At 61.2% G+C, this 16,272-nt stretch carries 16 protein-coding genes; 7 read left to right on the forward strand and 9 right to left on the reverse strand.

The annotated features are described in order from the left end of the window. The 5 genes from gspD to ABWQ00_RS11645 form a co-directional block, all read left to right on the forward strand. The coding region (gspD, locus tag ABWQ00_RS11625) for a type II secretion system secretin GspD (RefSeq protein ID WP_353238840.1) at positions 1–1,611 on the forward strand (1,611 nt) is incomplete at its 5' end. Between the two features lie 15 nt (positions 1,612–1,626). Beyond that, positions 1,627–3,033, forward strand: coding sequence for a GspE/PulE family protein (locus tag ABWQ00_RS11630; protein ID WP_353238841.1), 1,407 nt, complete (start codon positions 1,627–1,629; stop codon positions 3,031–3,033). Positions 3,034–3,216: 183 nt separating this feature from the next. After that, positions 3,217–3,888, forward strand: a complete 672-nt coding sequence (locus tag ABWQ00_RS11635) for a MipA/OmpV family protein (RefSeq protein ID WP_353238842.1) — start codon at positions 3,217–3,219, stop codon at positions 3,886–3,888. A 10-nt stretch (positions 3,889–3,898) separates the two neighbouring features. After that, positions 3,899–5,137, forward strand: coding sequence for a type II secretion system inner membrane protein GspF (gene gspF / locus ABWQ00_RS11640; protein WP_353238843.1), 1,239 nt, complete (start codon positions 3,899–3,901; stop codon positions 5,135–5,137). 50 nt (positions 5,138–5,187) lie between these two features. Further along, complete coding sequence (locus ABWQ00_RS11645; RefSeq protein WP_353238844.1) at positions 5,188–6,087, forward strand: 5'-nucleotidase; 900 nt, start codon at positions 5,188–5,190, stop codon at positions 6,085–6,087. An 11-nt stretch (positions 6,088–6,098) separates the two neighbouring features. On the opposite strand, the gene ABWQ00_RS11650 is transcribed toward ABWQ00_RS11645, so the two are convergent. From ABWQ00_RS11650 to tyrS, 7 genes are all read right to left on the reverse strand, one after another. Next, positions 6,099–6,740, reverse strand: coding sequence for a DUF3299 domain-containing protein (locus ABWQ00_RS11650; protein WP_353238845.1), 642 nt, complete (start codon positions 6,738–6,740; stop codon positions 6,099–6,101). A gap of 19 nt (positions 6,741–6,759) precedes the next feature. Beyond that, positions 6,760–8,079, reverse strand: a complete 1,320-nt coding sequence (locus ABWQ00_RS11655; protein WP_353238846.1) for an ABC transporter permease — start codon at positions 8,077–8,079, stop codon at positions 6,760–6,762. Continuing rightward, entirely contained in the window at positions 8,076–8,765 is a 690-nt protein-coding gene (locus tag ABWQ00_RS11660) for an ATP-binding cassette domain-containing protein (RefSeq protein WP_353238847.1), read from the reverse strand. The genes ABWQ00_RS11655 and ABWQ00_RS11660 overlap by 4 nt, the downstream gene beginning before the upstream one ends. 48 nt (positions 8,766–8,813) lie before the next feature. Further along, positions 8,814–9,752, reverse strand: coding sequence for a DMT family transporter (locus ABWQ00_RS11665; RefSeq protein ID WP_353238848.1), 939 nt, complete (start codon positions 9,750–9,752; stop codon positions 8,814–8,816). A gap of 73 nt (positions 9,753–9,825) precedes the next feature. Continuing rightward, positions 9,826–10,269 carry a D-aminoacyl-tRNA deacylase gene (gene dtd / locus ABWQ00_RS11670; RefSeq protein WP_353238849.1) on the reverse strand — a complete coding sequence of 148 codons (444 nt, stop codon included), beginning with the start codon at positions 10,267–10,269 and terminating at the stop codon, positions 9,826–9,828. Then, positions 10,266–11,192, reverse strand: a complete 927-nt coding sequence (locus ABWQ00_RS11675; protein ID WP_353238850.1) for a cation diffusion facilitator family transporter — start codon at positions 11,190–11,192, stop codon at positions 10,266–10,268. Before ABWQ00_RS11675 ends, dtd begins: the two co-directional genes overlap by 4 nt. A gap of 49 nt (positions 11,193–11,241) precedes the next feature. After that, the gene (gene tyrS, locus ABWQ00_RS11680) at positions 11,242–12,474 is read right to left on the reverse strand and encodes a tyrosine--tRNA ligase (protein WP_353238851.1); all 1,233 of its coding nucleotides are present in this window, start codon (positions 12,472–12,474) and stop codon (positions 11,242–11,244) included. A gap of 142 nt (positions 12,475–12,616) precedes the next feature. Between tyrS and ABWQ00_RS11685 the strand changes: the two genes are divergently transcribed. Beyond that, positions 12,617–14,083: a peptidoglycan DD-metalloendopeptidase family protein gene (locus ABWQ00_RS11685; RefSeq protein WP_353238852.1), complete on the forward strand. Its 1,467-nt coding sequence runs from the start codon at positions 12,617–12,619 to the stop codon at positions 14,081–14,083. A gap of 74 nt (positions 14,084–14,157) precedes the next feature. Beyond that, the gene (locus tag ABWQ00_RS11690; protein ID WP_353238853.1) at positions 14,158–15,306 is read left to right on the forward strand and encodes an anhydro-N-acetylmuramic acid kinase; all 1,149 of its coding nucleotides are present in this window, start codon (positions 14,158–14,160) and stop codon (positions 15,304–15,306) included. A gap of 33 nt (positions 15,307–15,339) precedes the next feature. Here the strand turns inward: ABWQ00_RS11690 and erpA are convergent, their stop codons facing one another. Further along, complete coding sequence (erpA, locus tag ABWQ00_RS11695; RefSeq protein WP_019426473.1) at positions 15,340–15,705, reverse strand: iron-sulfur cluster insertion protein ErpA; 366 nt, start codon at positions 15,703–15,705, stop codon at positions 15,340–15,342. A 168-nt stretch (positions 15,706–15,873) separates the two neighbouring features. After that, a complete protein-coding gene (rpsI, locus tag ABWQ00_RS11700) occupies positions 15,874–16,266 on the reverse strand; it encodes a 30S ribosomal protein S9 (RefSeq protein ID WP_019426472.1) in 393 nt (130 codons plus the stop codon). Between the last annotated feature and the right edge of the window lie 6 nt (positions 16,267–16,272).

The following is a 16,272-nucleotide window of genomic DNA, read 5'->3' on the forward strand; positions in this document are numbered from 1 at the left end:
AACACCATCAACGCGAACCCGGGCACCAACGCTTTGGTGATCACCGACTACAGCGACAACCTGCAAAGACTGGGCCGCATCATCGCGGCACTTGACGTGGCCAACGCCACCGGGGTGGAGGTGATCCGCCTGCAGCACGGCATCGCGGGCGAACTGGCCCCCATGGTGCAACGCCTGATCGATTCGGGCGCAGCAGCTGGTGCTGGCGCTCCCCCCGTCCAAGGACAGACCGACACCGGCTTCAGGACCACGGTGCTGCCCGAGGTGCGCACCAACTCTTTGATCATCCGCGCCGCCAACCCCGCCCGTTTGTCGCTGGTGCGCAGCTTGGTGGTGCAACTGGACCAGCCCAGCGCCACCGGTGCGCGTGCAGCCAGCGGCAACATCCATGTGGTGTACCTGAAAAACGCCGACGCCACCAAACTGGCCGCCACTTTGCGGGCCGCCTTGTCGGCACAGGGCAATACGGGTTTGCCAGGCATCAACATCAGCCAGAACCCGCCAAGCGCGACACCCACGCCCACGGGCGGCACGCTGGGCCAAAGCAACGCCACCCCGCAGGTGTCAACGGGTGGCCAGATCCAGGCCGACCCGGCCACCAACTCGCTCATCATCACCGCGCCTGAGCCTCAGTACCGCCAATTGCGCGCGGTGATTGACATGCTGGACCAGCGCCGGGCGCAGGTGTTTGTCGAGAGTTTGATTGCCGAAGTCAGTGCCGACAAAGCAGCCCAATTTGGGGTGCAGTGGATGAGTGGCACCGGCACCGGCAGCAACACGGTGGGTCTGTTGGGCACCAACTTTGGCACCGGCAACACCAACTTGTTGAACATCGCCGCAGGTGCCGCGGCCGGCACACTGGTGGCGCCCACGGGGCTGAATGTGGCGGTGGGCCAGCAACGCAATGGTGCCTTGGCCTTGGGGGCCGTCGCTCGTTTTTTACAAACTGACAAAAACAGCAATGTCTTGTCGACACCCAATTTGCTCACGCTGGACAACGAAGAAGCCAAAATTGTGATTGGCCAAAACGTGCCTTTCATCACCGGCTCATTCACCAGTGCGGCACCCGGCTCGACCAACCCCTTCACCACCGTGGAGCGCAGAGATGTCGGTCTGACCCTGCGGGTGAAACCTCAAATCAGTGAAAACGGCACCGTGAAAATGCAGATCTACCAAGAGGTCAGCAGCGTCGATCAAAACTCCACCAACTCGCCAACGGGCTTGATCACCAACAAACGCTCCATCGAGTCGCATGTGCTGGTCGAAGACGGCGCCATTGTGGTGCTGGGTGGCTTGTTGCAAGACGACACCAACAACAGCCAAGAGAAGGTTCCCGGTCTGGGCAACATGCCGTTTTTTGGCAACCTCTTCAAATCCGAATCGCGACGCCGAAACAAAACCAACCTGATGGTGTTCTTGCGGCCCGTGGTGGTGCGCGATGGTGCAGCCACCGAGGCTTTGTCCAGAGGCCGTTACGAGCTGATGCGCATCGACCAACAGGGCTTTCAGCCTGTGGCCACCAGCACGCTGCCCATCAGCGGCTCGGCAGTGCTGCCCGCCCTGAGCCCTGAAGCCCAGCCGGCACCCCCACCCGCAACCACCAAGCCTTGAGCCCCGGTCCGCGCCATGAGCTACCCCTTGCCCTACTCCTTTGCGCGTGCGCACCAGTTGCTGGTGGAGGACGACGACCAAGGCCTGACCTTGAGCCTTTGCGAGGCCAGTGACCGCTCGGCCTTGTCGGAAGTGACGCGCAAGTTTGCGGGCCAAGGCTTGCAACTGCTGCACTGCACGCCTACCGACTTGGCGCAGCGCATTCACCAGGCCTATTCGGGCGGCCAAGCGCATGGCGCATCCATGGCTGCTGCAGTGGTCAATGAAGTGGAGGCCGAGGCCGATCTGTCGCGCATGATGCAAGAGTTGCCGGCCGTGGAAGACCTGCTGGAGGCCAGCGACGACGCACCCATCATCCGCATGCTCAACGCCTTGCTCACGCAAGCGGCCCGCGATGGCGCCAGCGACATCCACATCGAGCCCTACGAACGCCACTCGAGTGTGCGCTTTCGCATAGACGGCACGCTGCGCGAGGTTGTACAACCGAACCGGGCGCTGCATGCTGCACTGATTTCGCGCCTGAAAATCATGGCCGAACTCGACATCGCAGAAAAACGTTTACCGCAAGACGGCCGCATCAGCCTGCGCTTGGGCTCGCGAGCGGTGGACGTGCGCGTCTCCACCTTGCCCAGCGCCCATGGCGAACGCGCCGTGCTGCGGCTGCTGGACAAGAGCGAGGCGCGTTTGACCTTGGAGGCGGTCGGCATGCAAGGGCGCGTGCTGGCGCAAATTGACCAATTGATCGGGCAACCGCACGGCATCTTGCTGGTCACAGGCCCCACCGGCTCAGGCAAAACCACCAGCCTGTATGCGGCGCTGCAACGGCTGGATGCCTCGCGCAACAACATCATGACGGTGGAAGACCCGATCGAATACGAGTTGCCCGGTGTTGGTCAAACGCAGGTCAACAACAAGATCGATTTAAGCTTTGCCAAGGCGCTGCGGGCCATCTTGCGGCAAGACCCGGACGTGATCATGATCGGTGAGATCCGCGACCATGAGACCGCGCAAATCGCGATCCAGGCGTCTCTAACAGGTCACCTGGTTTTGGCCACGCTGCACACCAACGATGCTGCCAGCGCGGTCAACCGCCTGATCGACATGGGGGTGGAGCCGTTTTTGCTCAGCTCCTCGCTCTTGGGGGTGCTGGCCCAGCGCTTGGTGCGCAAACGCTGCCATGCTTGCGCGGGTGCAGGCTGCGATGTCTGTGGCCACACCGGTTACGCCGGGCGCACGGGGGTGTTCGAGTTGTTGGTGGCCAGCGATGAGATCCGCGCACAAATCCACAACCGCGCGGCCGAAGCCGACTTGCGGGCCACCGCTTTGGCGCAAGGCATGGTGTTGATGCGGGAAGACGGGCAACGCTTGGTCGATGCGGGCGTGACCAGTGCCGAAGAGTTGCTGCGCGTGACGCGCGACTGAGCCCTGATGCCCCACACGCCAATTTTTCGGACGTACCCATGTTTTTGGGCACTGGGTGCTGGGGGTCTGCTGGCATGGAGTGCTGCTGCTTGTGCAGCGACCGAGGCCGCAGCCACACCCCCAAGCGAACCCACGTCTGTCCCCATTGCGAACGATCCCCCGGCCAGACCGTGGTTGTACACCGTGGGCGTCAAGCTTCAAAGCCGCGATGCCGCGAACGCCAGCAGCATCTTGACTTTGCGACCCGTACTGGGTTTGCGCTACGGGCGTTGGCGAATCGGTCACCCCACAGGCACAGAGTGGTTGAGTTTCAGCGGATACCGCAAAGAGTCGAACCTCGCTTACCAATGGCGTGACGATGAGCGGCTGAAAGTGGGGCTGTCACTCCGCGTGCAAAACCTCCAAGACAACAGCTCTTTCGATGGTTTTTCTTCCGGGCAGAACACCCTGCGGGGCCGGGTGAGCGTGAATTACAAACTCGACCGGCATTGGTCACTGGGCAGCGACCTGACGCAAGACCTGATGGACCGAGGCGATGGCACCACCTTGTCGGTGGGGGCTGCTTATGGCTTGCCTTTGAGCGATCGCAGCGCCCTCAGCCTCAGTGCCGGTTTGAATTGGGCCACCGCCGACCACTGGGCCACCCAGTGGCGCAAAGCACCCGCCCCGGCAGAGCCTTGGCATTCAGGGCTGGGCTCGCTGGGTGTGGGCATGAGTTACCGCTACGCCCTGACACCCCAATGGGCCTGGTTTGGCACTCTGGGCAGTTCACGCCCCTTAGGACAAGTGCAAACCGTCAGCCCTCACAATCTCAACTGGCAAGGCCAGCTCGGCTTGCTTTACTTCAGTCGTTGAGATTTGCCCCATGCCCGCTTACCGTTTTGAAGCCCTGCAAGCCGATGGCGCCTTGCGCAAAGGCACGCTGGAGGCCGACAGCCTGAAAACTGCGCGCGGGCAATTGCGCGCACAGTCTTTGGTGCCGCTGTTGGTGGAAGCCATTGCATCGGGCGCTGCGGCCGATGCCAGCATTGGCCTGCCATGGTGGCAACGCCCCATCGGCGGTGGCCGCGCCTTCAGCACCAGCCAACGCGCGGTGTGGACACGCCAACTGGCCGGACTGGTGAGCAGCGGCTTGCCGGTTGAACGCGCTTTGGCGGCCCTCACCGAAGAAGGCGAGGACGACAAACAGCGCCACCTGATGGCGGCCATCCGCGCCGAAGTCAATGCGGGCAGCACCTTGGGCCGCGCTTTGGCGCAATACCCGCAGGAATTTCCTTCCATTGACCGTGCAGTGATCGCCGCTGGAGAACAAAGCGGGCATTTGGGCGATGTGCTGAACCAATTGGCCAATGACCTGGAAGACCAGCAACTGCTGCGCTCCAAGCTGCTGTCGGCCTCGCTGTACCCGGCCATCGTGAGCTTGGTGGCGCTGGCGATTGTGATTTTTTTGGTCACCTCGGTGGTGCCGCAAGTGGCCGGGGTGTTTGCAGGCACCCAACGCCAATTGCCGGGCCTGACGGTGGCCATGCTGGCCATCAGCGACTTCGTGCGCACCTGGGGCTGGCTGATGCTGGTGCTGCTGACATGCGGTGTGCTGGTGTTCGGTCAAGCCATGCGCCAGCCCGCCCTGCGCTTGCGTTTTGACGCCGCGTGGCTGCGCTTGCCTGTGATTGGCCGTTTGGCTCGGGGTTACAACAGCGCCCGCTTTGCCTCGACGCTGGCCATGCTGACGGCTGCAGGCGTGCCCATCCTCAAGGCCTTGCAGTCGGCGGCCGACACGCTGTCCAACCAAGCCCTGCGGGCCGATGCCCTGGAAGCTTTGGTGCGGGTGCGCGAAGGCGCGCCCTTGGGCACGGCGCTCGCGCAAAACGCGCGGTTTCCCGGCTTGCTGTCGATGTTTGCGCGCTTGGGCGAGCAGACCGGTCAATTGCCGGTGATGCTGCAGCGGGCCGCGCAGCAACTGTCCAGCGAAGTGCAGCGCCGCGCCATGGCCTTGGCCACCGTGCTCGAACCCCTGCTGATCGTGGCCATGGGCGGCGTGGTGATGCTGATCGTGTTGGCGGTACTGATGCCCATCATGCAGCTGAACCAGTGGGTCAATTGAGCGCGGATAAGTGAGCGATGATGTCAGCCTGTTTGATCAAGGAGTGAACCATGCCCGCCAGCCTTGAAGGTCAACTCGTCGTGGCCATTTCCTCTCGCGCTTTGTTTGACTTCGAGGAAGAAAACAGGCTGTTTGAGCAAGGCGACGACCGCGCTTACATGCAGCTGCAACTTGATCGCCTCGAGGCCCCCGCCAAGCCGGGCGTGGCCTTTTCTTTGGTGCGCAAGCTGCTGGCGTTCAACGACGCTGATGCGCAACGGGTCGAGGTGGTGATCTTGTCGCGCAACGATCCGGTCTCGGGCATGCGCGTATTCCGATCGGCACAGCACTACGGCCTGCCGATTCAGCGCGGCAGCTTCACACGGGGTCAGCCGCCGTGGCGCTACCTCAAGCCATTGAACGCCAACCTGTTTTTATCCACCCATTTGTCGGACGTGCGTGCGGCCTTGGGCGCGGGCGTGCCCGCAGCGCAGGTTTACCCCCATTCGGCCTTGGCGTCTGAGGCGCACCCGCACGAAGTGCGCATTGCATTTGACGGGGATGCGGTGTTGTTCTCTGACGAGGCCGAACGCGTGTTCCAGGCCGAGGGTTTGTCGGCTTTTCAAGCCCACGAGCGGGACAAAGCAGGACAGCCTTTGCTGGCGGGGCCTTTCAAACCTTTGCTGGCCGCCTTGCACCGTTTGCAGCAAGAGGGCACGCCGGCCATGCGCGTGCGCACCGCGCTGGTTACGGCCCGCAGTGCACCGGCGCACGAGCGCGCCATCCGCACGCTGATGGACTGGAACATCGAAGTGGACGAGGCGATGTTTTTGGGTGGCTTGCCCAAAGGGGAGTTTTTGCGTGAATTTGAGCCCGACTTTTTCTTTGATGACCAGACCGGTCACATCGAATCGGCGGCGCGCCATGTGCCTTCGGGCCATGTGGCATCGGGCGTGTCCAACCCCGACTGAAGTGTTCAGTCTCAGCGCTTTTTCGCGTTGTAGGGCGCCACTTGCCGGGCGTCGATGCGGTAAGCCGCCACCCCCATGTGCGAGTCGGTTTTGGTGGCGCTCATGGGGCCGGTCACCCAAACCACATCCATGAGGCGCAACCGCTTGGCGGGTTTGTCCAGCACCACATGCACGATCTGGTTGGCTGGGGGTGGGGGGGAATGGATGCAGGCCCCAAAGTAAGGTACCAGCAAAAACTCTTTCATGCCTTCGGGCAGGTCCTCCAGCGGCACCACATAGCCTGGAAGGCGCAGGTTTTGGCCCAGCACCAAGGGGTTGACGGGGGCGTTGTCCCACATCTTGCGCATTTTTTGCAGCGCCTCTTCGGCCTTGGGGTCGTTGTCTTTCAGCGCATCCAGATTCAAAGCCTTGAGGTCTTTGAAGGGGTCCCAGCCAGCCGGTATCAACTGCTCCCAGCCGACGGTGCGCACCGGGCCCGGCAGGCTGGCACCGGGGGGCGGGGCTTCGGCAGACAAGGCAGGCTGAATTTGCGGCACCAATTCACGGGCGGTCTCGCGCACACTTTGGGCCATGGCCAAACCGGGCAGCAGTGCTAAAAGAACCAAGCCCAGACCCAGGTTCAGGGCCATCGCAGCTGTGCGGCGCTGGTTCATTATGAGGATCGCTTTCATCTCAAACACGCGGTGACAAGCCATCGGCCAGGGACCAACGGTAAGCCCGCCAAGCAGGGCCCAGGCTGGCCAAGAGGCCCGCCAACAACACGGCAGCGAGCAAGGCCCACTGCGTGGGCAAGGGGGCCGACATTTGCAAGCGGATGCCCAGCTCTTGCTGCAACCAAGGCGTGCCCAGCGCCATGCCCGATTGCGCCAACAAAACACCCAGCACCACCCCGGCGCAGGTGACCCAAAACCCTTCGAGGGTGAGCAAGCCCAGCACATGGCGCGGCCCCGCACCCACGGCCCGCAACACCGCGAGTTCTCGACGGCGCTCATTCAGGCCCGCCAGCACCACTGCCATGAGCGAGACCACGCTGACCAAGGCCACCAAGGCGGACACGGCCAACAAGGCGTTTTCACCCACACCCAGCAGCGCCCAGAGCTCACCCAGGGCCACGCCAGGCATCACACCCATCAGGGCCTCGGCTTCGTAAGCGTTCACAAAGCGCTGCACATTGAACACGGCCGCTCGGGTTTTCAGGCCCACCAAAGCGGCCGTCACGGCTTGGGGCTCCAAGTTGAATTTGCGCACTTGGTCTGCAGGAATCTGCCCGCCCGGCATGGGCGCGCCCGCCACCCATTCGAGGTGCAAGGCCTCGAGCGCCTGCAGGCTCACATGCACCGTGCGGTCGACCGGGGTGCCAGTGGGCGCCAAGATACCGACCACCTTGAAGGGCTTGTCGTCATGGTGGGGGGTTGCCGGGCTGGCAGGTGCATGGCTGTGGCCGTGTGTATGGCCATGGTCATGGTCATCCATGCCGTGGCCGAACGTGATGCTTTGCCCCAAGGTGTAACCCATTTTGCGCGCCACCTCGGACCCGATCACCGCTTCGTACAAGCCATCCAGGGTGCCTGCAAACACCGCGCCTTGCTGCAAGGCCAAAGGCTGTTTGTCGCCGTATGCAAAGTGCTGGAAGTACGCGGGCGTGGTGCCCAGCACCGCATAGCCCCGGTGAGAGTCGCCCAAACTCAAGGGCACGACCCACGAGACCGAGCGGTGCTGCGACAGCGCCCGAACACTGTCCATGGACATGCCTTGTGGCACGCTGCCGATGTGGAACACCGAAAACAGCATGAGTTGCACCGGGCTGCTGCGGGCACCCACGATCAGATCGACCCCGCTCACGGATTGCGAAAAACTGCTGCGGATGTCGTGTCGCAAACGCTCCAAGGTCCATAGCAAGGCCGTGGCCAGCGCCAGCGATACCACCACCCAGACCAAGGTGCTGCGGCGGTTCCAGGCGCTTTGCCGGGCGATGCTGAGCAAACTGTTCATGCGCGCGCCCCCGTTTGTTGCAGCTCAGGCAAAGACCACTGCAGGTCAAAACGCGCGGCCTGTTGCGGGTCATGGCTCACGCACACCAAGGTGCTGCCCGCGTCCCGCGCGGCTTGCATGAGCACGTCCATGAAGTCATGGCGCAAAGCAGCGTCCAGCGCCGAGGTGGGTTCGTCGGCCAAGACCAATTCGGGCTGGCCCATCAAAGCACGGGCCGCGGCCACGCGCTGCTGTTGGCCCACCGACAAGGTGTCAGCGCGGCGTGCCCACAGGCCTTCGGGCAAGCCCATGCGCTTTAACCAAGTTTGGGCCGAGGCCTGGGGGCCACCGGCGGATTGGCAGCGTTCGCGTCGCAGTTTTGAAAAGCGGCAGGGCAAGCTCACGTTGTCGAGCACGCTCAAGTAGGGCAACAGGTTGAACTGCTGAAAAATCACGCCCACATGGTCCGCACGAAAGACGTCGCGCTGGCCAGACGGCAAAGCCGCCCAGTCTTGTCCGAGCAAAGACACGCGGCCGTGCTGCGGCAACAACACACCCGCCAGCAAGCCCAACAAGCTGCTTTTGCCGCACCCACTGGGGCCGTGCAAAAACACAGTCTGGCCCTGCGCCACGTGCAAATGGCCCAGCACCAAGGTGTCAGGCGCCCCACGGGTCCAGGCAAAGCGCATGGGCTCGATGTCGATCATGAAACTCCCCTTTTTTGAGTCCGGGACAATATACCCGCTCAAAGGGGCTCAGGCGGTTTTTCTGCGACCTTCCCTGCGGGCAATCCACACCGTGGCCCACAAAATCACAAATGCTCCCAACCAAGTGGACTGGCTGGGCACATCGCCAAACACCAACCAACCCAAGACAGAGGCCCAGACCAGATCCAAAAAGCGCAGCGACTGGGTGGCCGAGATGTCGGCCAGCGCAAAGGCGCGGGTCAGGCAGTAGTGAGCCAGCGTGCCCAGCACGCCAGTGGCCGCAAAAGCCAACCACTGCATGGGGGTTGGCATTTGCCAGTTGGGGATGGCCATGGGCAAACTGAGCACCGTCACCGTGAGGGCTTGCCAGAGCACAATGACGCCGGGCTTTTCGTAGCGGGTCAGCGCTTTGGTGATCAGAAACGAAGCAGCAAACACGGGGGCCGATGCCAACATGACCAGGTTGTACCAACCGCCATCGCCCGACATTTTGGGTAAGACCACCACCAACACACCGCTGAAACCGATGATGGCCGCGATCCAGCGGTCTTTGCGCATGGGCTCGCCCAAAAACCAAGCAGCACCCAGCATGATGAAAATCGGTCCGGTGAAACCAATCGCGGTCATGTCGGCCAAGGAAATTTTGGGCAAGGCGGTGAACCACAACACCAGCCCCAAAGTGTGAACGCCTCCACGCCAGAACTGTCCCGCCAGGTTCACAGGCCTGTAGGCCCGCCAGCCATCGCGCCAGACCCAAGGCAAGATCACCAACAAGCCAAAGAGGTAACGCAAAAACTGCGATTGGTAGACGTCCAAATGCAGCGTCAGGTCGCGGGCGATGGTGTTGAGCAAGGAAAACAAGAAGCCACCCAGCACCATCCACACCATGCCGCGTACCGCCACCGGCCAGTTGGCAAATGTGCGCAAACCGCGTCGGTGGACCAAAGACCACTGGCGTCTGGGGTAAGTGGGTTTGCGCCGTTTCAAGCCAAAACCCAGGGGAAGGAGTGCATCACATGGCCATCTTAGGCCGACCCAGCTGCAAAGCGGGTCGCTTGGGTTACGCCGTCATGCGCATCGGAATGGTGACCGGGCCATCGTTGACCAACGCCACTTTCATGTCGGCGGCAAAGCGGCCGGTTTGCACCATCGGGTGGGCCTTTTGCGCTTGCGCCACAAAGTGCGCATACAGGCGCCGGCCATCGTCGGGCGCAGCCGCTTGGGTGAAACTGGGGCGGTTGCCACCAGCCACGTCTGCGGCCAAGGTGAACTGGCTCACCAGCAGCAGCCCCCCGCCCACGTCTTGCACGCTGTGGTTCATTTTTCCGGATTCGTCACCGAAGATGCGCAGCTTGAGCAGCTTGGCCAGCAGTTTGTCGGCCACGGCTTCGGTATCGCCCTTTTCGGCGCAAACCAAGACCAACAAGCCATGACCGATCTGACCGATCACCTCGCCGTCGACCCGCACACTGGCTTCGCTCACCCTTTGTAACAAGGCCATCATTTCAAGTCCCTCGGATCGTCAAAATGCGCCTCCACATCGCTGGGCAACAGCTGGATGGTGGCCCGCAAGCCAGGCACGGCGCTCATCAAAGCCTGCTCGACGCTGCCGCGCAAAGCGGCGGCGCGGCCCAAGGTCCAAGCCGAGGGCATGTGCATGTGCACGTCGACAAATCGCCGCTGGCCCGCTTTGCGGGTGTTCAGGTGGTCAAAGCGGATGATCTCGGTTTCGCCGCGCTGGTGCGCAAAGCTGGCCAGCACCGTGTTCACTTGGGCCAAGACCTCGGGCTCCAGCGCCTCGTCCATGAGGCCTTGCGACGAGCGCCAGATCAGGTGCCAGCCTTCTTTCAGAATGTTCAGGGCCACGCCAATGGCCACCACCGCATCCAACCACAACCAGCCACTGACGCTGACCAAGGCGATGCCCAGCACCACCCCAGCAGAAGTCCAGACATCGGTCACCAGATGCCTGGCATCGGCTTCCAGCGCCAACGAGCGGTGTTGGCGGGCGGCTCGGAACATCAACCAGGCCAACAAGCCATTCAGGGCCGAGCTGCCCACAGACAAAGCCAGGCCCCAGCCGAGCTGCTCAATGGGCTGAGGGTCGAACAGGCGATGAACCGCCACCCAGATGATGCCCAGGGCGGCCACGATGATGAGAACGCCTTCAAAGCCAGAAGAAAAGTACTCGGCTTTGTGGTGACCATAGGGGTGATCGTCGTCCGCAGGACGGGCTGCGATCGTGACCATCATCAAACCGAACACCGCACTGGCCAGATTGACCAGTGACTCCATGGCGTCCGACAACAAACCCACCGAGTCGGTGAGCCACCAAGCGCCGGTTTTGAGGGCGATGGTGACCAAGGCCACCACCACCGATGCCCACAGCATGCGTGTGGGGGTCATCCAGCTGTCGATTTTTTTCATGGGATGAGGATAACGCGGCGGCACCCGGTTGCCGTGCGGCAGACCGCCATCAGGACAGGGTCACCTTGGCAAATTTGCGCTTGCCCACTTGCACCACGTAAGTGCCCGCTTCGAGCTTGAGCCCCTTGTCGGTGACCACGCTGGAGTCCACACGCACACCGCCGCCATCGATCAAGCGGCCGGCTTCGGTGGTCGAGGGGGCCAGACCCGCCGATTTGAGCAACGCGCCAATGCCCAGCGGTGCGCCCGACAGGCTGATATCGGGAATGTCGTCGGGCACGCCACCTTTGCTGCGGTTGATGAAGTCTTGCTCGGCCGCATCGGCCGCAGCGACGCTGTGGAAACGCGCGGTGATTTCCTTGGCCAGCATGACCTTGGCGTCTTTCGGATTGCGACCGCCCTCCACCTCTTTTTTCAGCGCTTCGATCTCGGCCATCGATTTGAATGACAGCAGGGTGTACCAACGCCACATCAGGGTGTCCGAGATAGAGAGCACCTTGGCGAACATGTCATTGGGCGCTTCGGCGATGCCGATGTAGTTGTTCTTGGACTTGGACATTTTGTCCACGCCGTCCAGGCCTTCGAGCAAGGGCATGGTCAGAATGCACTGCGGCTCTTGACCATACTCGGCCTGCAAGTGGCGGCCCATCAGCAAGTTGAATTTTTGATCGGTACCGCCCAGCTCCAGGTCGCTTTTTAATGCCACCGAATCGTAGCCTTGCATGAGCGGGTACAAAAACTCGTGCACGCTGATGGGCGTGCCAGCCTTAAAGCGGTCGTGGAAGTCGTTGCGCTCCATCATGCGCGCCACGGTGTACTTCGAGGCCAACTGGATCATGCCCATGGAGCCCAAAGGTAGCGACCACTCACTGTTGTAGCGAATCTCGGTTTTTCCGGGGTCCAGCACCATGCTCGCTTGTTTGTAATAAGTCTCAGCGTTGAGCTTGATCTGCTCGGGGGTCAGCGGCGGACGGGTGCTGTTGCGCCCCGAAGGGTCGCCAATCAGGCTGGTGAAGTCGCCAATCAAAAAGATGACTTGGTGGCCCAGATCCTGCAACTGGCGCATTTTGTTGAGCACCACGGTGTGGCCGATGTGAATGTCAGGCGCGGTCGGGTCCAAGCCGAGTTTGATGCGCAATGGCACACCTGTGGCCTCAGATTTGGCCAGTTTTTGCAACCAATCTTCCTGTGGAATCAGCTCTTCACAGCCCCTCAACGTGACCGCCAGGGCCTCACGGGTCTTGTCTGTGACCGGGAATTTTGTAACAAGCGCTTGATTCATAAGGGTTTTTTCTAAAGTCAAATGGGTTTAGACCGGTACAATAAGCCGTTGTCTAAAGGTTACCCATTTTAGGGTGCCCCGATTTTGACCCCTGCGCATGGGCTTGGTTTGACCACTCCCACTGCCGATAACCCTTCAATTGATGTCTTTTTTTGTTGCTCTCCAGTCTCGACTGGCCTCCCTGCTGATCGGTATCTTGTTCCTGTGCACTGCTGTGCTCGGCGCATTGCTGGTGGGTGTGCAACGCGTGTTGGGCTGGCTCGATGGGCAACACCCCGTGCTTACCGCCGGCAGCAAGGCCGTGGCCCGTTGGCTGGCGCGGCACCCCAAAGCCATCAGCGCCAGCTTGGCCTCCTTGCTCTTGGCAGGCGGCGGTGGCGCATTCGCCATTGCCAACTTGGGCCCAGACATTGCTGACCAGCCTGTGGTCACCATCACGGTGCCCGTGGCCATTGCCAAGCTCGAAGAACAGGTCCAGTCCCTCGACACGGTCAACCTCAACCTGAGGCGCAGTGACACCACCCGTGCATCCGACACCCCTGAAAGCTTGTTGCGCCGACTGGGTCTGGTTGACGCCGAAGCCGCGGTTTTTTTGCGCAACAACCCCTTGGCCAAACAGGCCCTGCGCCAGTCTGGCCGTGCCGTCACAGCCGAAGCGGACAGCCAGCAGCGCTTAATCGCCTTGCATGTGCGCTGGCTCAACAAAGAGTCCGATACGTTCTTCCAGCGTTTGTCCATCCAGCGCGGTGACAAAGGTCTGCAAGCCGCACTGGAGACCTCGCCAATGAACACCAGCATCCGCATGACGGGTGGCACGGTGACCCGGTCTCTCTACGACGCCGCTGACGAGGCCCGCTTGCCTGACGTGGTGATCAATCAGCTCACCCAGATCTTTTCCAACCAAATCGACTTTCACCGCACCCTGCGCAAGGGTGCGCGGTTTTCAGTGGTCTATGAGGTTCTTGAGGCCGATGGCGAGCCGGTCCGCACTGGCCGCGTCTTGACCGCCGAGTTCAACAACGGCAACAACACTTACGAAGCCACCTGGTTCCAAGAGCCGGGACAAAAAGGCAATTACTACAGCCTTGAGGGCAAAAGCCTGAGCCGTGCTTACTTGGCCTCTCCCGTTCCTTTTTCACGCCAAACCAGTGGTTTCACCATGCGTTTGCACCCCATCTTCAAAACTCAGCAGGCTCACCGCGGTGTGGACTATGCCGCGCCCACAGGCACGCCCGCTCAATCTGTGGGTGATGGCACGGTGATTTTTGCAGGCGTTCAAGGCGGTTATGGCAATGTGGTTGAAGTTCGCCACGGCAGCGGTCACACCACTTTGTATGCGCATTTGAGCAAGATCCACGTGCGCAAAGGGCAGACCGTCCAAAAGGGTCAAACCATTGGCGCTGTGGGCTCCACAGGCTGGTCTACTGGCCCTCATTTGCATTTTGAATTCCGCGTCAATGGTGTACACGTTGACCCTCAAAAAGTCATCCAACAAGCTCAGGCCTTGCCCATTGCGCCAGGTGCGATGCCCCGCTTTAACGCCCAAGTCAATCAAGCCAAAACACAGCTGCTGGCTGCGGCGCAAATGCGAGAGAGCAACAGCCAATGACCTCGAAGGGCCGCAAGGCCCTTTTTTAATGGGCGGCAAGCTTCCCTGTAACGATCCTGCATTGGTCTTTTCCCATGGCCCCAGCTTTTTTCATTGGCCTGATGTCTGGCACCTCATTGGATGGCGTGGATGGCGTCATGGCCCAGATCGACAACACCGGACGCTTGCGGGTCATCGCCCACGCCTTTGTGGCTTTTCAAGCCTCTTTCCGCGACGAGCTGCTGCAACTCAACCAGAGTGGGCCCGATGAACTGCACCGCAGCGCTTTGGCTGGCAATGCCATCGCGCGGCATTACGCGCAAGTGGTGCAAGCGCTTTTGCAAGACACAGACCTCGCGCCTGAAAACGTGGTGGCCCTTGGCGCCCATGGTCAAACGGTGCGCCACCGTCCACTGGAGTTCGACAGCGATGCAGAGGGCCTCTACCCTGCTGTGGGCTACACACTGCAATTGATCAACCCCGCCTTGCTTGCCGAGTTGACCGGGATCGACGTGGTCGCCGACTTTCGCAGCAGAGATCTGGCTGCAGGCGGGCAAGGTGCACCCCTGGTGCCAGCCTTTCACCAAGGGGTTTTCGGACAACCAGGTGCCTGTGTGGCCGTGCTGAACATTGGCGGCATCTCCAACCTCAGCGTGCTCAGTGCCGATGGCGGCGTTCAGGGTTGGGACTGTGGCCCCGGCAATGCCCTGATGGATTTTTGGTGCGCCCGTCACACCGGCCAGGCTTTTGACCGTGCAGGGGCTTGGGCGGCGCAAGGCCAAATCAACCCGCCTTTGCTCGCGCAGTTGATGACCGAAGAATTTTTGCAGCGCCTGCCCCCCAAAAGCACGGGCCGTGATTTGTTCAACCCCGCTTGGCTTGAGCACCACATGGCCACCTTGGCTAAGGACAGTGCGCATACACCTCAAGACGTTCAAGCCACTTTGGCGGAGTTCACCGCACTCACCTGCGCTTCAGACGTCTTGCGCCATGCCGAGGGCGCAGCGTCTTTGGTGGTGTGCGGGGGTGGTGCACTGAACACCCATTTGATGGCGCGACTGGCGCATCATGTGCCCGGGGTTCAGGTCGTCAGCAGTGCCGATCGAGGTCTGCCGCCCTTGCAGGTCGAAGCCGCAGCATTTGCCTGGTTGGCTTTCAAAAACTTGAAACGCGAAACCGCCAGCCTCCAAAGTGTCACGGGCGCCCGAGGCGCCCGTGTCTTGGGGGCTGTTTACCCCCGTTGAATGGCAGCGAGCAGGGCTCGCACGCGTAAAGGATCAGGCTGAGAAGGATGAACCGCAACCACAGGTCGAGGTGGCGTTGGGGTTCTTGATGACGAATTGCGCTCCCTGCAAGTCTTCCTTGTAATCGATCTCGGCACCGGTCAGGTACTGGTAGCTCATCGCATCGATCAACAAGGACACACCGTTTTTGCTCATGGTGGTGTCGTCTTCGTTGGTGATTTCATCGAAAGTGAAACCGTACGAAAAACCCGAGCATCCGCCGCCTTGCACAAAGACACGCAGCTTCAAATCAGGGTTGCCCTCTTCGGCGATCAGGTCGGCCACCTTGGCGGCAGCGCTGTCGGTAAAGACAATCGGATCGGGCATGACAGTTTGGATATTTTCAGCAACAGCGCTCATGGTGTTTCTCCGGTTCAGTGCCAAATAGTATAGCGCGCTGGTCGGGAATTACCCACTGTCGTAAGCAGTAACGCTACTGGCCTCATGGGCTTTTCACCCGGCATGCGCCCAAACAAAAAGCCGCCACGGCGAACCGGTGCGGCTTTTGGATGAAGCAGAAAAAGCGGATTAACGCTTGGAGAACTGCTTGCGGCGACGAGCGGAGTGCAAACCAACCTTTTTACGTTCGACTTCACGGGCGTCGCGGGTGACAAAACCAGCTTGGCTCAGCACGGGCTTGAGCGAAGCGTCGTAGTCAATCAGGGCGCGGGTGATGCCGTGGCGCGATGCGCCGGCTTGACCGGATTCGCCACCGCCGTGCACGTTGATCATGATGTCGAAAGTTTCGGCATGGTTGGTCAACATGAGGGGTTGCTTGGCAATCATGATCGAAGTCTCGCGGCCAAAGTAGGCTTGGATGTCCTTGCCATTGACCGTGATCTTGCCTGTGCCTTTTTTCAGAAACACGCGGGCGACGCTGGATTTGCGACGGCCTGTGCCATTGTTCCATTCACCAATCATCTCAAG

The organism is Limnohabitans sp. (genome assembly GCF_040400975.1).
Lineage (GTDB): Bacteria > Pseudomonadota > Gammaproteobacteria > Burkholderiales > Burkholderiaceae_C > Limnohabitans_A.

Coding starts and splice junctions, on each gene's coding strand:
- ABWQ00_RS11630 (WP_353238841.1), top strand. CDS start 1,627: ATGAGCTACCCCTTGCCCTACTCCTTTGCGCGTGCGCACCAGTTGCTG.
- gspF (WP_353238843.1), top strand. CDS start 3,899: ATGCCCGCTTACCGTTTTGAAGCCCTGCAAGCCGATGGCGCCTTGCGC.
- ABWQ00_RS11645 (WP_353238844.1), top strand. CDS start 5,188: ATGCCCGCCAGCCTTGAAGGTCAACTCGTCGTGGCCATTTCCTCTCGC.
- ABWQ00_RS11650 (WP_353238845.1), bottom strand. CDS start 6,740: ATGAACCAGCGCCGCACAGCTGCGATGGCCCTGAACCTGGGTCTGGGC.
- ABWQ00_RS11655 (WP_353238846.1), bottom strand. CDS start 8,079: ATGAACAGTTTGCTCAGCATCGCCCGGCAAAGCGCCTGGAACCGCCGC.
- ABWQ00_RS11660 (WP_353238847.1), bottom strand. CDS start 8,765: ATGATCGACATCGAGCCCATGCGCTTTGCCTGGACCCGTGGGGCGCCT.
- dtd (WP_353238849.1), bottom strand. CDS start 10,269: ATGATGGCCTTGTTACAAAGGGTGAGCGAAGCCAGTGTGCGGGTCGAC.
- ABWQ00_RS11675 (WP_353238850.1), bottom strand. CDS start 11,192: ATGAAAAAAATCGACAGCTGGATGACCCCCACACGCATGCTGTGGGCA.
- tyrS (WP_353238851.1), bottom strand. CDS start 12,474: ATGAATCAAGCGCTTGTTACAAAATTCCCGGTCACAGACAAGACCCGT.
- ABWQ00_RS11685 (WP_353238852.1), top strand. CDS start 12,617: ATGTCTTTTTTTGTTGCTCTCCAGTCTCGACTGGCCTCCCTGCTGATC.
- ABWQ00_RS11690 (WP_353238853.1), top strand. CDS start 14,158: ATGGCCCCAGCTTTTTTCATTGGCCTGATGTCTGGCACCTCATTGGAT.
- erpA (WP_019426473.1), bottom strand. CDS start 15,705: ATGAGCGCTGTTGCTGAAAATATCCAAACTGTCATGCCCGATCCGATT.
- rpsI (WP_019426472.1), bottom strand. CDS start 16,266: ATGATTGGTGAATGGAACAATGGCACAGGCCGTCGCAAATCCAGCGTC.